General features: G+C 59.6%; 15 protein-coding genes. 6 read left to right on the top strand and 9 right to left on the bottom strand.

Going from position 1 to position 15,029, the window contains the following annotated elements; genetic code table 11:
* Together ACH518_RS18105 and ACH518_RS18110 are read right to left on the bottom strand one after the other, a co-directional pair.
* Complete coding sequence (locus tag ACH518_RS18105; protein WP_278211344.1) at nt 1-942, bottom strand: alpha-E domain-containing protein; 942 nt, start codon at nt 940-942, stop codon at nt 1-3.
* Nucleotides 936-2,363 (bottom strand): circularly permuted type 2 ATP-grasp protein, encoded by a 1,428-nt coding sequence (locus tag ACH518_RS18110; protein ID WP_445371090.1) that lies wholly within the window; start codon nt 2,361-2,363, stop codon nt 936-938. Before ACH518_RS18110 ends, ACH518_RS18105 begins: the two co-directional genes overlap by 7 nt.
* Nucleotides 2,364-2,589: 226 nt before the next feature.
* On the opposite strand from ACH518_RS18110, the gene ACH518_RS18115 reads away from it, so the two are divergent.
* Complete coding sequence (locus tag ACH518_RS18115; RefSeq protein WP_445371091.1) at nt 2,590-3,471, top strand: carbohydrate kinase family protein; 882 nt, start codon at nt 2,590-2,592, stop codon at nt 3,469-3,471.
* Nucleotides 3,472-3,475: 4 nt separating this feature from the next.
* Here the strand turns inward: ACH518_RS18115 and ACH518_RS18120 are convergent, their stop codons facing one another.
* The 5 genes from ACH518_RS18120 to ACH518_RS18140 all read right to left on the bottom strand — a co-directional run bounded on the left by ACH518_RS18120 (nt 3,476) and on the right by ACH518_RS18140 (nt 9,430).
* A complete protein-coding gene (locus tag ACH518_RS18120) occupies nt 3,476-4,210 on the bottom strand; it encodes a DUF5765 domain-containing protein (RefSeq protein WP_140910585.1) in 735 nt (244 codons plus the stop codon).
* A gap of 156 nt (nt 4,211-4,366) precedes the next feature.
* Nucleotides 4,367-5,524 (bottom strand): HlyD family efflux transporter periplasmic adaptor subunit, encoded by a 1,158-nt coding sequence (locus ACH518_RS18125; RefSeq protein WP_445371092.1) that lies wholly within the window; start codon nt 5,522-5,524, stop codon nt 4,367-4,369.
* Nucleotides 5,525-5,530: 6 nt separating this feature from the next.
* Complete coding sequence (locus ACH518_RS18130) at nt 5,531-6,982, bottom strand: efflux transporter outer membrane subunit (protein ID WP_445371093.1); 1,452 nt, start codon at nt 6,980-6,982, stop codon at nt 5,531-5,533.
* Nucleotides 6,979-8,556: a DHA2 family efflux MFS transporter permease subunit gene (locus tag ACH518_RS18135; RefSeq protein ID WP_445371094.1), complete on the bottom strand. Its 1,578-nt coding sequence runs from the start codon at nt 8,554-8,556 to the stop codon at nt 6,979-6,981. The genes ACH518_RS18130 and ACH518_RS18135 overlap by 4 nt, the downstream gene beginning before the upstream one ends.
* A gap of 22 nt (nt 8,557-8,578) precedes the next feature.
* On the bottom strand, nt 8,579-9,430 hold the full coding sequence (locus tag ACH518_RS18140) for a hypothetical protein (RefSeq protein WP_445371095.1): 852 nt from the start codon (nt 9,428-9,430) through the stop codon (nt 8,579-8,581).
* A 122-nt stretch (nt 9,431-9,552) separates the two neighbouring features.
* Here ACH518_RS18140 and ACH518_RS18145 point away from each other — a divergent pair, with 122 nt between their 5' ends.
* Nucleotides 9,553-10,452 (top strand): LysR family transcriptional regulator, encoded by a 900-nt coding sequence (locus ACH518_RS18145; protein ID WP_445371096.1) that lies wholly within the window; start codon nt 9,553-9,555, stop codon nt 10,450-10,452.
* Here ACH518_RS18145 and ACH518_RS18150 read toward each other — a convergent pair.
* Nucleotides 10,425-11,411 (bottom strand): 2Fe-2S iron-sulfur cluster-binding protein, encoded by a 987-nt coding sequence (locus ACH518_RS18150; protein ID WP_445371097.1) that lies wholly within the window; start codon nt 11,409-11,411, stop codon nt 10,425-10,427. The two genes, ACH518_RS18145 and ACH518_RS18150, sit on opposite strands and share 28 nt — an antisense overlap.
* A 15-nt stretch (nt 11,412-11,426) precedes the next feature.
* Nucleotides 11,427-11,807, bottom strand: a complete 381-nt coding sequence (locus ACH518_RS18155; protein ID WP_140910579.1) for a group I truncated hemoglobin — start codon at nt 11,805-11,807, stop codon at nt 11,427-11,429.
* Between the two features lie 197 nt (nt 11,808-12,004).
* Here ACH518_RS18155 and ACH518_RS18160 point away from each other — a divergent pair, with 197 nt between their 5' ends.
* From ACH518_RS18160 to ACH518_RS18175, 4 genes are all read left to right on the top strand, one after another.
* Nucleotides 12,005-12,637, top strand: coding sequence for a helix-turn-helix transcriptional regulator (locus tag ACH518_RS18160; RefSeq protein WP_445371098.1), 633 nt, complete (start codon nt 12,005-12,007; stop codon nt 12,635-12,637).
* A 124-nt stretch (nt 12,638-12,761) separates the two neighbouring features.
* Complete coding sequence (locus ACH518_RS18165) at nt 12,762-13,925, top strand: D-alanyl-D-alanine carboxypeptidase family protein (protein WP_445371099.1); 1,164 nt, start codon at nt 12,762-12,764, stop codon at nt 13,923-13,925.
* Nucleotides 13,922-14,764, top strand: coding sequence for a D-amino acid aminotransferase (locus ACH518_RS18170; RefSeq protein WP_445371100.1), 843 nt, complete (start codon nt 13,922-13,924; stop codon nt 14,762-14,764). The genes ACH518_RS18165 and ACH518_RS18170 overlap by 4 nt, the downstream gene beginning before the upstream one ends.
* Nucleotides 14,761-15,027 (top strand): YbeD family protein, encoded by a 267-nt coding sequence (locus tag ACH518_RS18175; protein WP_140910575.1) that lies wholly within the window; start codon nt 14,761-14,763, stop codon nt 15,025-15,027. The genes ACH518_RS18170 and ACH518_RS18175 overlap by 4 nt, the downstream gene beginning before the upstream one ends.
* The last annotated feature ends 2 nt before the right edge of the window (nt 15,028-15,029 follow it).

Here is a 15,029-nt window from a genome sequence, read left to right on the forward strand (position 1 = left end):
TCAATCCGGGCTATTCAAAAACGCGCGCTGAATCTCGATGCCGAGCGCATTGTTACGGGCGATAAAATCCTGCAAAAACTCGTGCAGTCCGCTATTAAAGATGTGGGTAATCCGGCCGAAATGCAGCCGGGCATGGTTCTCGCCGGCCAAACGCAAGCATTCGCAACCGGGCTGGCGGCAAAGCTGTTCCAGAATCGGCGCCAACTCGTCGTAGCAGGCATGCAGCGACCGCGGCATATCGTCGCGCAACACCAACAGTTCGGCGACTTTGGTCGGTTCTATCGTATCGCGGTAAACTTTCTGATAGGCCTCGAACGCGGATACCGAACGCAACAACGAGCTCCATTCGTAGTAATCCACCTCGGCGGCCGGATCTTCGTTAGGCAGCAGCAACTGAAACTTGGCATCCAGCAACCGCGCGGTATTGTCGGCGCGTTCGACGAAACTGCCCAGCCGCACGAATTTATAGCCGTCGTCGCGCAACATGGTACCGAAGGTCACGCCGCGGAACAGGTGCGAGCGCGACTTGACCCAATCGCAAAATTCGCCGATATCGGCCTCGCGCAGGCCCAGCCGAATCCGTTGCCGCAATTCCAGCCACAGCGCGTTGACCGTTTCCCACATCTCCGACGACATCGCCACTCGCACCGCCCTGGCGTTCTCCCGTGCCGCCCCCAGCGCGCTGACGATGCTGGACGGATTGCGCTCGTCCAAGGCCATATAACGCATCACGTTCGCCGCCGTGTAACTGCCGTAATCACGCTCGAACGCGGCAACGTCGTCAGCGATCAAGACCGGCGGTTTCCAGCGCGCCGCTTCGTCGTAGGCGCTGTTGGCGACCAGCGACATGCGGTCGGTCACATCCAGCACCCGAGCCATGTTTTCGGCACGCTCGATATAGCGGGCCATCCAATATAAATGATCGGCGGTACGGCTCAGCATGGTTTATCTCCGTTCAACACCCAGGTGTCCTTGGTACCGCCCCCTTGCGAGGAATTGACCACCAACGAACCCTCCCGCATCGCCACCCGGCACAATCCGCCCGGCACCAGCGTTACGGTCTTGCCGGACAACACGAACGGCCGCAGATCGACGTGGCGCGGCGCCACACCCTGCTCGACCAAAGTCGGACAGGTCGACAAGGCCAAAGTGGGCTGGGCGATGTAATTGTCCGGTTCGGCCAGAATCCGGGCCCGGAAATCTTCGATTTGCTGTTTGGAAGCAGTCGGGCCAACCAACATGCCGTAACCGCCGGAGCCCTGCACCTCTTTCACCACCAGTTCGGCCAGATGCTCTAATACATATTTCAAGTCGTCCGGGTTTTCCAGCTTGTAGGTCGGCACGTTGGATAATATCGGCTCTTCGCCCAGGTAAAAGCGGACCATGTCCGGTACGTAGGTATAGGTCGATTTGTCGTCGGCAACGCCGGCGCCGATCGCATTGGCCAAAGTCACGCCGCCGTTGCGGTAAACCGAAACCAGCCCTGGTACGCCGAGCATGGAATCCTCGCGGAACGCCAAGGGGTCGAGAAAATCGTCGTCGATCCGGCGGTAAATCACATCCACCCGTTTCGGTCCTTCGGTAGTGCGCATGAACACGGCATTGTCTCTACAGAACAGGTCCTGGCCCTCCACCAATTCGATACCCATTTGTTGCGCCAAAAATGCGTGTTCGAAATAAGCACTGTTATAGGCGCCCGGCGTCAACAACACCACCACCGGATCGTGCACACCAGGCTGCGCCACGGCGCGCAAGTTGTTCAACAACACCTGCGGGTAGTGTTCGACCGGCGCCACCGCGTAACGGCGGAACAATTCCGGAAACAGCCGCATCATCATTTTGCGGTTTTCCAGCATGTAGGATACGCCGGACGGCGTGCGTAGGTTGTCTTCCAACACGTAAAACTGGTTTTCCGCGGTGCGGACGATATCGATACCGGCGATATGGGCGTAGATGCCGCCCGGTACGTCAACGCCCTGCATTTCCGGCCGATACATTTCGTTTTCCAGGATGCTCGCCGGCACGATGCCGGCCTTGATAATTTCCTGGTCGTGGTACAAGTCGTTCAGGAAGGCGTTCAAAGCCGCGACGCGTTGAATCACGCCGGCGGAAAGCTGGCGCCATTCGTTAGCCGCCAGGATGCGCGGAATGACGTCGAACGGAATCAAGCGTTCGGCGCCGGCTTCCTCACCGTAAACGTTGAACGTGATACCAACCCGCCGGAACAGCATTTCCGCTTCACGGGATTTCTGCATCAGTTGAGCATGATCGACACCTTTCAGCCACTCCGAAAACGGTTGATACAGGCGTCGCACCTGGCCGTCTCCGGCCCGCATTTCATCGAAAATATTTTGTGTATTCATGACTTAACCCAGAGCAAACCACATGCCAAACAAATTAATGCTGATTTATCAGCCGGTTAAACAGGCGTCGACAGACAACCCGAAACCAGCGCACCAATCCGGTGCATAAGACGTCAGCTGCCGCCCTTAAAACGACCGTCGGCCCGTTTGCCAATCGCAACGGATTGCCATTTTTCGGCCGATTGGCTAAGGTTGCCGCCCCACACCTATACAAGAGGCTGACACCATGCCGGCAGATTCGATCACCATTTTCGGCGAAGCACTGTTCGATTGTTTTGCGGACGGCAGCCGGATTCTCGGCGGCGCACCGTTTAACGTTGCCTGGCATTTGCAAGGCTTGGGGGCCGAACCCTTATTCGTCAGCCGCATCGGCCGGGATTCGGCCGGGGCGGAATTGTTGGCGGCCATGCAAACCCAAGGCATGCGCCAAAATGGGGTGGAGATAGACGCCGCCCGCCCGACCGGTAGCGTGACAGTCAGTATCGACAACGGCCAGCCGAGTTACCATATTCTGGCGGAGCAAGCTTACGACTACATTGCCGCCCCGGAGTTGCCCATCGGCCACGAGTCAGGTTTGCTCTACCATGGCAGTCTAGCGCTGCGGCATGGCGTATCCCGCGCGACTTTCGAACAGATCAAACCCCAATGGCGCGGCCCGGTGTTTTTCGACGTCAATCTGCGCGCGCCCTGGTGGAATGCGGACGACATTCACACATGGATAGCCGATGCCGATTGGTTGAAGTTGAACGACGAAGAGCTGGCATTGTTGCTGCCGGAGAACCAAACCATCGACAGCAAACTGCTGCTATTGCAACAACGTTACGATTTGCAGGGCGTGGTGGTGACTCGCGGCGAGCATGGCGCACTAGCGCTGACCGCGGGCGGCGAATTTGTCGAAGTGAAACCGGTCGGTAGCGTGGCGGTGGTCGACACGGTCGGCGCCGGCGACGCCTTTGCCGCGGTGTTGCTGTTGGGGATAGCCCGCGGTTGGCCGCTGGCGTCGGCGCTGGAACGCGCCCAAGATTTCGCCTCGGCCATCGTCGGACAACGCGGGGCCACGGTCAGCGACCCCGAATTTTACCGGCGGTTCAGAGAAGCCTGGCATTGACCGACTAAGACTCCTGCCGCGCCGGCATACCGTCGGCAGAATTAGCGGCCCTGCCGATGAAAATCTGTTTGAATTGCGGCATGAAACTGGCTGTGATCGGAATCGAGTAAAAGCAATACATCGCCGCCGCTTCGCCGGTCGAAACGCCAAACAGCCACTGCGGCACGAACAAGGTCATCAACGCCCCGAAGCAATGGTAAGTGCCGATCCGCCAATTGTTTTTCCAGACAAAGCCGCTCAAAGCCAGCGCAAACAACGAGCCGTGAGTGACCAGCAGGCCGAAGGCGCTGGAGATCGCATAGCCGATATGGTAAATCCCCATGAACAGGCAGGACTGCATGCGGCCGATGAAGTTGGGATCGATACCGAACAACTGCCAATCGTTGGGCAAGCGGGTCAGAATCAAGAACAAGCCACTCAGACTGGAACCGACGAAAAAGGCTTTGCGTAAGGCATTGGGGTCGGTCGAATACGTCGCCAAAGCCGGCATGATCGCAAAAGCCTGCAAGCTGATATGCACCGACGACAATTCGCTGAGCAATAAATTAGTGCCGTAGCCGCACTGGTCGGCGACCGGATAGGCGAAATACTGAATGAATTCCATCAGCGAAAAATGGAAAATCGCATAGGCCCGGGCCAGTCTGACCCAAAAGGTTTCGTCCTTATCCAGAAACGTGACGCTGGACGCGACCAAGCCGGCCACCCCCAATCCCAAAGACATATTGGCGCTAAAACACATGGTTGATCCGTGAGTTAAACAGTCGAGAAAGCCGCCCCTGTCGGGCTGGCGGTTAAACTTTTCGTTATGGTCATGTTAACCAATCCACAAAGATACACGGACAGGCCGTGAATTGCAGCAATTTTTACGGTTATTCCGACCGGCGCAACGGCTCGGTCAGGACCGGTTGGCGGCGATAATCTGGCCGATTTTGTCCTCGACCCCATCCAGTTCGTGGTCGTAAATATCGGTGCGGTAGGCGGCTCCGGCCAAAGTCACCTCCGATGCCAAAGCCGACGCACCACCACCGGCAATATGCACCCGGGTCAAAGTCGATAATCCCGGCTGTAACGGCGCGGCGCGCAATTCGTCCGGCGCCAGCGCAATCCGTACCTGCACCCGCTCGGCAATGTGAATGAAATTGCCGGTGGCGTTATCGGTCGGCAACAGCGCGAAACTGCTGCCGGAACCGGGATTCAAGCCCTGTACCCGGCCGTGGTACAACCGTTCGCCGCCGAAAGCATCGACCCGAATCTCGGCGGCCTGGCCCGGTCGAATATCGGCAATCTGGGTTTCCAGAAAATTGGCTTCGACCCAGAGCTCTTCCAGCGGCACCACCACCATCAACGCCGCGCCGGCATGCAAATTGTCGCCGACCTGCACCTTGCGCTTGGCGACATAGCCCGCCACCGGCGCCCGCACCTCGCGCCGCCGGTAATCCAGATAAGCCCGGCGCAAGCGGCTCTTGGCCTGTGCCACCGCCGGATAGTCCTCGACGCCGGAGTCGCGCAACTGGGCGGCCACGCCGTCCTGCTCGGCGCGGGTCTCGCGTATCGCCGCCGCCAATTCGCGCAATTTGTCTTCGGCATTCTGTACTTGCTGGTCGGACACCGCACCGTCGCCGGCCGCGGCTTTAAAGCGTTGCAAATCATGTTCGACTTGAGCCACGGCAGCTTGCTTGGCCGCCAGGCGCTGTCCCAAACTCGCCAACCGGGCTTTCAAGGCATAAAACTCGCGCACGGTTTTCGCCAACTCGGCTTCGGCCTGTTGCATCGCCACCCGCGCGTAGCTGCCGTCCAGCCGCACCAGCACATCGCCTTTGTTAACCGCTTGGGTATTCTCGGCCAGGATCTCGACCACCGTGCCGTCGACCTGAGCCTTGACCCCAATCAAATGCCCGGCGATGAAGGCGTCGTCGGTCTTTACCCAATCGCGTTGCGTGAGCCACCAATAGAGTCCGCAAGCAAGCGCGGCCAGCAACAACATCATGGTGACAAAGCGCAGCCGGCGGCGACGCTGCTGGAGAATCTCGCGCGGGCGAATCGTTTTCTGCATAGGGGTTCAGGGTTGGTTTGCGGATTCGGCGGCTGCTTGGTAACCGCCGCCCAAGGCTTTGATCAGGCTGACCGCGTTTTTATGTTGTTCGGCCGCCAAGCCGGCCAGCAGCAGGCGCTCGCGATTGGCTTCGAGCCGCGCCAGCACAGGCTTGCCGCGATCGTGCAAACCGTTGCGCATCAGGCTTTCGCTGAGCCGGCTTTGCGCTTCGGCGGCCGCCACGGCTTGCTGCTGTGCGGCGGCTTTGGTATCCAGTTCGCGCCAACGGCTCAAGGCGTCGGCGACATCCTGCACGGCATGCAGCAAGCCGGCGTTATAGCGCTGCACCGCCAGGTCGTAGGCCGCCTTCCGATAACCAAGCTGGGCGCGCAAGCGGCCGCCTTCGAATATCGGCAACTCGACGGACGGGCCGACGGCATAGGCCAGACTCGAGCCTTGCAAGGCAATATCGATCAGGCTGACGCTGTGAAAGCCGGTGAAAGCCAGCAAATTGACATCCGGATAAAACGCGGTTTTGGCGACATGAATATCCTCGGCGGCGGCCTCGGCCTGCAAGCGCGCGGCATGCAGATCCGGCCGCCGCGCCAGCAACCGCAACGGCAGATCGGCCGGCAAGGCCAGCGCTTGCGGAACGACCTTGGCGTCGATACCGATCCGCGTTCCCCAATCGGCACCCTGCCCGGCCAACGCGGCCAATTGGTTACGGCACAATTCCTGTTCGGCGCGCAAACCGGCCGCCGCCTGTTGGGCCGCGCGCAGATTGCGTTCGGCTTGCCACAGCGGCGTTTCGCCAATCAAACCGGCGGCGCGGCGGCTCTGTTCCAACCGGTAAAGCGTCTCCCGGTCGGCGACGATATGTTCGGCCACTTCTGACTCTTCGGCGGCCGCCAGTAAATCGAAATAGGCTCCTGCCACGGCCACGGCCAGCAACAGCCGGGCGTCGGCCAGTTCGGCACTGGCGGCCAGCGAGCGATCGACCGCGCTTTGCAGACTGGCCTGGTCGCGCCCCCAAAAATCCAGGTGGTAGCGCAACACCAGCGGGTTGACCAACAAGTGGCGGAAGTGCTGGCCGGCGAATTTAGCCTGCACGCTGTCGGCGGAAAAGCGTTGCGCGGCAAAGCTGACGTTGGCGTCTACGGTCGGATACAGGTCGGCAGCTTCAAAGTCGGCCAAGGTTTCGGCCTGCTGCAGACGCGCCTCGGCGACTTTCAGATTGGGATTGCCGGCCAGCGCGGTTTCGATCAAGCCGTTCAAGGTCGGGTTGCCGAACGCCGTCCACCAGCGCTGCTCCGGCCAAGAGCCTTGCACGGCCATCTCGGTGCTGGTACGCGCCAAGGTTTGCTCGATGGACGGCATCAGCGCCAGTTGGGCGCGAGGGCTGTCCTCGCCGAACAACGCGCAGCCGCCTGTAGCGATCGCCAACAATACCAAGCTGAACCGTTGCGCCACGGCCATCATGCATCCTCCTCCACTAATGCTTCTTCCAGCGCGCGCTGCATGGCCGGCGCGGCACGAACCGGGGCGCGGGTCGGCTCGGCCAACCAAACCAAGGCCGCCAGAACGACGAAAATACAGCCGGCCAACCAGAAGGCGTCGTTCAAGCCGCGAATGGCTTGGGCCTTGCCCGCCAGTTTGGCGAATTTGGCCAGCGCGGCATCGGCCTCGAAGCCGCCGGCCAGTAAATTTTGCAGCGCATCCGCGCCGGCATCCGACCAAGCGTCGCGGCTTTCGGCGAAACGGGTCATATGCAACGGCGTACGCCGGTAGAAAATCACGCCTTGCAAGGCAATACCGATCGCGCCGGCGGCGATACGCAACAGATTGGCCAATTCCAGCGCCCGCCAATGCCGCTCGGCCGGAATGCCGTGCAACATCAACGCGGTTAACGGTACGAAAAAACTGCCCAGACAGGCGCCCTCCAGCAGTTTCGGCCAGCACAACTGGGCAAAACTGTCCGGGTCGTCGAATCGGCTCAACCAAAAATAAGTGGCGGCAAAACCCAACAGATTGGCGCTGGCCAGCAGGCGGGCATCGACCCGCTTGACTACCTCATGAAAAATACCGGCTATCGGTTTGGCGAAAATCGCCATCGGCAAAAACACCAGGCCGGCCAGAAACGACGAGTAACCCAGCGCCAGTTGCAATTGCACGATCAGCAACGACAACAAACCCTGAAAACACAGAAAACCGACGCACAAGCCGATCACGCCGATCGTAAAATTGCGTCGGGCGAACAAGCGAATATCCAGAAACGGCCGGCGGCAACCCCATTCCCAAATCAGCCAATACAGCAGCAACACGACCACGCCGACACCCAGCGCCAGGAGGTAACCGGAATTGGCCCAATCCCAGTCATTGCCTTGGTTCAGCAGGGCTTGCACGCCAAATAAAATCGCTATCGCCATCAGGCAACCCGGAACATCCAAGCGTTGCCGCAAGCGCGGCCCGCCGCGGCCGTACAGCAAGGCGCCCAACAAGCCGGCAATCGCCAACGCCAGCGGGATATTGCCCCAAAACAGCCAGCGCCAACCCAGCGAATCGGCCACCCAGCCGCCCAGCGGCGGACCGAAGGTAAACGGCGTCAGGGTAAACAAACTCCAGACACCGATAGCGAGCGACTTGCGCTGGTCCGGATATTCCTTGAGCAACAAGGCCTGGCCCAACGGCAGGGTCAGGCCGCCGCAGAAGCCCAGCACCACTCGCGCCGCCAGATACAGATGAAAGTCTTCGGCGAGCGCGCACAGCCACGAGGCCAACGCAAAACCGGCGAACGCCCAGATCAGCGGCCGGTATTCGCCGAATCGGCGGCCCAGCCAGCCCCCGATCGGCAAGCCCAGGGCCAGCGCGATCATGTAGTCGGTCTGGGTCCAGGTGCCGAAGCTGGGCGGCACGCCCAAACCGGCCGCGACCCTGGGCAGCATCGCGATATAGGCGCCGGCGTTGAAAATCACCAAGGCATGACCGCCGCCGAGCAGCAGGTTGAATAAACTGAAGCGCCAACCGCGCAGCCGTTTCGGGTAATCGGCGCTCATCCTTCAATCTGCTTGCCCGTTCTCAGCTCTGATTGGCGTTCGACACATTGCGCAGCCCCAAATCGCCGAGACTTTGCCGCAACAGCGGTACCGCCATCTCGGCAATCAGTTGCCGAAATGCCTTACCATCGTGTTGAAGCGACGCCAGCGCGCCATCGTCGACCCGAAAGCTCTCGGAATGGGCGCGGGCCAACACGCGGCCCGAAGCTGGATCAATCAATTTCAGCATCAGTTGCAACGAGGTTTGGCCTTCGAAGATTCGGTAACGGCCCACGCCCAATTCGATTACGGCATCGTATTGACCACGGCTCGCATAGTTGGTCTGGCTGAGATCCTGCGCATACCAAGCTTGAATGGCTCGGCGCCATTGTGGCAGGCTGGCATCATCCGTCGCGGCCAATCGGTAGCCGTCGCGACTCAATTCGGCACCGCGGTTAGATTGGGCCAACAAGCCCTGCAAGGCTTCGGCCGCAGACTTTTCCGGCGTCCACGGGGTTTGAGCCGCGCGGCCACCGGCGGCGGTCGGTGGCAAAGCGTCGATCATTGCATCGACGTCGTCCGCCGCATTGCTCAGCATGCCGGCGACGACGATGCCGCCCGCAGTCTGATAATTTTGCCTATCCAGCGCCACGCCCATCGCCATATTCTGGGTGTGGCGATACGCTGCGTCGCGTTGCTCCAGCAGGTCGGGTATGACTTCCAGAGGCGGTGCCGCGACCGGCACAATCAACAAGGACTGGATTTGGCTGGTTTGAAAGGCGACCGGTTTTGTCGGCGACGCGGCACAAGCTGCCAATAGCAACGGCAGCGCCAAGCCCAGCAGCCATCTTGAATTGACACGAATGTATTTATCGGTGTGTGTTGTCGTTTTCATGCTGTACTCCTAGATCGGATATACGATCGAATCGATATATTTATTCACTATAAAAACCCAGCACGGATAAGACAAACGATATTTATTGGAGTTTAATATCGAGGAGACCGATACTAAACCGCATGGACATCGACCAAATCAGAACCTTTTTGAGCGTCGCCGCCAACGGCAGTTTTCTGGAAGCCGCCAACCGCCTGTACGTGACCCAATCGACGGTCAGTACCCGGATTCAGCGTCTGGAAGCCTATTTGGGCGTTACCTTGTTCCTACGCAACCGGGCTGGCGCCAGCCTGACCCAGCCCGGCCAGCGCTTTCTGCGCCACGCCAAGGCCTTATTGCTGACCTTGGAACAGGCCCGCCACGACATCGGCTTGCCCAGCCGCTTCCGCGACAGCGTAAGCATCGGCGCCCGCATCGCCTTGTGCGAAGGCTTGTTGCCGGAATGGATCGGTGCGATTCGGCGGCAAATGCCGGATGTTTCGATCCGCACCGATATCGGCTTCGAGGAAGATTTGATGCGCAGCCTGATTTCCGGCGCGCTGGACATCGGCATGATGTATACGCCGCAACACAGCCCGGGCCTACTGGTGGAGCACATCTTCGACGAAACCCTGCTACTACTGAGCACCGATCCGGACCAGCCCTGGCCCAACGACGACTACATCTACGTCGATTGGGCGCCGGGTTTTTACGCCCAGCACAGCAATGCCTTTCCGAATCTGGAACGCTCGGCACAAGTGGTCAACATCGGCTGGATGGCGCTGCAATTGATCCTGGCGCAAAACAGCGGCTCCTGTTTTCTGCCTATCCGCCTGGCGGCACCGCTGCTGCAATCCGGCCGCTTGCATCCGGTGGCGGATAGCCCGCGTTTCACGCTGCCGGCTTACATGGTATCCGGCCGCGATAACGACTCGCCGGTGCTGCAACAAGTGCTGGCTCAACTGCGCGGCCTGGCCGCCGCCGAACGGCAGCGGGATTATTCGACGCTCGCCGCTCAGTCCAAGGTGGCCGACGCCACATGAAACGCGTCGGCATAAATGTCGTCGAATTTGGCGCCGTTCAGGAAAGCCTGGCGTTTGCTCTGCTGCACCATGTCCGGATGGCCGCACAAGTAGACCCGCCACCCCTTCAAATCCGGCAATTGCTTCATCGCCACGTCGTTGGCTCGGCCGCTGGCGACGCCATCCGGGGCTTCGCCGCGCGATACGCAGGGCGTGTAATGGAAATTGGCGTGTTGCGCCGCCAGGCCGCGCATCTCCTCTATCCAATACAAACCATCCATTTCCCGGCTGCCGTGGTAGAGGTGGATCTGGCCGGCGTGGTCGTGGTGCAAGGCCTCGCTGACAATACCCGCCAACGGCGCCAGGCCGCTGCCGGTGCCGATCAACAATAGGTTGCGCGGCTGCCCGCTAGGTAAGTAGTAACACAGGCCTTGCGGATCGGATACTTCCAATAGATCACCGACTTTCAGTTCGTCGTGGGCCCATGCGCTGAAGCGGCCGCCGGCCAACCGGCGGATGTGGAAGGTCAAGTTTCGGGCATGGGCCCGGTTGTTGGCGATCGAATAACTGCGCTGCAAACCGTCGCCGCGCTTCAAATTGACGAACTGGCCGGCGTAGTAGTCCAGTGCCTGGTCGGTATGCAGCGTCAGCAGCAAAGTCTCGGCGTTGAGCAACTGCCTGCCGGTCACGGTGGCGTGGCAGAAGCGTTGTTCCGGCGAACCGATGCCGATCGCCATATCGCGTTCCGGATAGCACAGGCAGGCCAGAAAGTGGTTCTGATGGCGCAGCACGTCCTTCAAGCCGGCCTGGGCCGCGGCCGGCGGCGCTCCGTCCAGGCTGCGGGCGATACAGCTCTGGCAAGCGCCCTGCCGGCAACCGTAAGCAATCTCGACCTGTTCCCGCAGCAAAGCGTCCAATACCGATTCGCCCGGCCGGCAACCCAATTCGCGCTGGCCGACGCTAATCTTGCGTGTCTGCATGACCTGCATCTCCGCTTAGCGGCCCAGCACGTCGTTGCGTGTGGTTTCGGCAATCGCCGCGACTTGCTGAATCAAAGCCTGCGGCACATTCAATTCCTGTAAGGTCATCGCCAGATTTTCGACCACGGCGTCAAAATGGGAGTCGTCCAGGCCCAGTTTTTTCACCAGATGAGCATGGGCCTGGCGCATGTCGGCGCCGGAATAATTATTGGGACCACCGAAGGCCATCGTCAAAAAGGCTTTTTGCTTGGCGGCCTGTTTGTCCATGTCGGTGTGGTCGAAGAAGCGGTTGATGCGATGGTCGCTCAGCACTTTGCGGTAGAAGATATCGACCGCAGCATTGACTGCGGCTTCGCCGCCCAGTTGTTCGTACAGAGTTGCAGTGGTTTCGCTCATATTGTTCTGCCTATATGGAATGGATGAATCGGTACGGCTTGTCGAAGCCGGGAGCAGAATAAGCCAACCCGACGACTTTTACAATATTTGTATTATAAAACTTATTTATATTAGCTATCGGCTTTTCCGATATTTTGCCGAGCACCGATTCCGGCATAGAATTGCGCCATCTCCAGCCTTTGACTTGCAGCATTGCCATGACCCAACCCAGCGGCTCCCGCCAAGAACAAATCCTGAATTTACTGCTCGCTGCATCGAACGGGCTAAGCATCGACGAACTGGCCGTCGAAATGCAGATTTCGCGCAATGCCGTGAAACAGCATTTAGTCGGGCTGGAAAAAGAACAACTGGTCGCCGAAGCGGCCTTGAACAGCACCGGCGGCCGGCCGGCGCGCAGTTACAAATTGACGGAGCTGGGACGTAACCGCTTGCCGAAGCAATACGGCTGGTTCTGCTCCTTGTTATTGACGGAACTGAAATCAGAACTCGGCGAAGCCGCCCTGCGGCAAATGCTGGCGCGGATGGGCGTCAATCTGGCGCAGTCGTTGGCACCGCAGTTCAATGGCAAAGATCCGGCAGCGAAACGCCAGACTTTGGTCGAATTGATGCAGACCCTGGGCTACCGCGCCGAATTGGAAACCGAAAACGGCCAACTCAGCCTGAAAGCGGTGAACTGCGTCTACCACGACTTGGCTCAGCAATTCCCGGAATTGTGTGAATTCGACCGGGCGCTGATCGGCACCTTATTGGAGAGCCCGATCGAACAAACGGCGTGTATGGCGCAGCAGGATTGCGCCTGCCGATTCAGGATTTGCGCCGGCGAACGCTAGCCGTCGGACGCCGACCGGAACGCACACCGCTTGCGTATTGCGGCCCCGGCGTTCGGGTTTTTCTAAGCGGGAGCCGGGGGTGATACAATACCGGCTTCCCGAACGACATACGAATATCGCAATCATGAGACACCCTCTTCGCATGACATTCAGCCTGTTTGGCGGGCTGCTGTTACTGTTCACCAGCCTGTCTTTGTCAGCCGCCGGCCCGATTTTCACCCCGGCCGCCCCCAGCGTCGCCGCCTCCAGTTACTTTTTGTTGGATTTCGACAGCAGTCGGATTCTGGCCGAGAAAGATGCCGACAAGCGCGTCGCACCGGCCAGCTTGACCAAAATCATGACAGCCTACGTCGTGTTCCGCGAATTGAAAGCCGGACATTTAACCTTGGACGAGAAAGTCACGATCAGCCAGAACGCCTGGGAAACCGGCGGCTCGAAAATGTTTGTCGAAGTCAATAAACAAGTCCGGGTCGAAGACTTGCTGCAAGGCATGATCATCCAATCCGGTAACGACGCCAGCGTGGCCTTGGCCGAACACGTCGCCGGCAGCGAGCAAACGTTCGCAACGATGATGAACGAACAAGCCAGCCGCCTGGGCATGGCCAACAGCCATTTCGAAAACGCCACCGGCCTGCCCAGCCCCAACCATTACAGCTCGGCGCGGGATTTGGCACTGCTGGCGCAGGCGGTCATCCGCGAATTTCCGGAATACTACCGCTGGGATTCGCAAAAGGAATTCACCTACAACGGCATCACCCAACAAAACCGCAATCTGCTGCTGTGGCGCGATCCGTCGGTCGACGGCCTGAAAACCGGCTTTACCGACGACGCCGGCTACTGCATGGTGGCTTCGGCCAAACGCGAAGACATGCGCCTGATCTCGGTGGTGATGGGTACCGCCAGCGCCAATGCCCGCTCCAACGAAAGCCAGTCGCTGCTGAATTACGGGTTCCGTTTCTTCGAAACCCACCGCTTGTACGAGGGCGGCAAGGCCTTGGCCGAAACTCGGATTCGCAAAGGCGTGACATCGAAATTGGCCGTCGGATTGGCGGAAGACCTGTACGTTACGGCGCCGCGTAAGCACTTCAACGAACTGAAAGCCGAAACCCAGATCGACAAAGGCGTATTCGCCCCGCTCAACAAAGGCGATACCGTCGGCAGTTTGAACATTACCCTGGCCGGCGATCCGGTTGCCAGCAAGCCTTTGGTTACGTTGGATAGCGTGGCCGAGGGTGGCCTGTTCCGTCGCCTGTACGATGCCGCGATCGGTTTGCTGGAGAAGGAATGACGCAACAAGTCTATCTAAACGGCGAATACCTGCCGCTGGCGGACGCCAAGGTCTCGGTACTTGACCGCGGCTTTTTGTTCGGCGACGGCGTCTACGAAGTGATTCCGGCCTACAAAGGCCGCCTGTTCCGGCTGGAAGACCACATCGCCCGCCTGAACAACAGCCTGGCCGGTATCCGTTTGCCGCTGTCGCATAGCGTGGCCGAATGGGAAGCGATATTCCGGCCGCTACTGGCCGACGACGGCCGCGACCAATACATTTACCTGCAAGTCACCCGCGGCTGGGCGCCGAAACGGGATCACGCGTTCCCGGCCCAGACCACGCCGACCGTGTTCGCGATGTCTGCCGACATCCTGCCCTTCCCCGGCCGTAGCGAGGGCATCAAAGCGATTACGTTGGACGACACCCGCTGGCAATTGTGCGACATCAAAGCCATCACGCTACTGGCCAACATCCTGCTACGCCAGGAAGCCGTCGACCGCGGCTGCACCGAAGCGATTCTGGTCAAAAACGGTTACGTCATCGAGGGCGCTGCCAGCAATCTGTTTGCCGTTATCGACGGCGAGTTGATCACGCCGCCGAAAGGCCACGAAATCCTGCCAGGCATCACCCGCGACGTGATTCTGGAATTGGCGGCAGCGCACCAAATCCCTTACCGGGAAGACATCATCGCCCTGGAAGCGCTGCAACAAGCCAGCGAAGTCTGGGTGGTCAGTTCCACCCGCGAAATCGTACCGGTGGTAAACCTGGACGGTGCCGCGATCGGCGACGGTAAACCCGGCCCGCTCTGGAAACGCATGGACGAATTGTTGCAAGCTTATAAGAACGCTTTGTCATGACCGAATCCGAATCCTTACTCGAATTCCCCTGCCAATTTCCGATCAAGGCCATGGGCAGAAGCCGCGACGACTTCGACGCGATCGTGGTCGAAATCATTCGCCGCCACGTACCGGACATCCGTGAGGGCGCCGTCACCAGCCGCCCCAGCAAAGGCGGCAATTACACGGCGGTCACCGTCGTCATCGAAGCCACCAGCCGCGAACAATTGGATGCAATCTATCTGGGCCTGACCGCCTGCCCGGACGTCTTGATGGCGCTGTAAGT

This window comes from Methylomonas sp. HW2-6, from assembly GCF_052474525.1.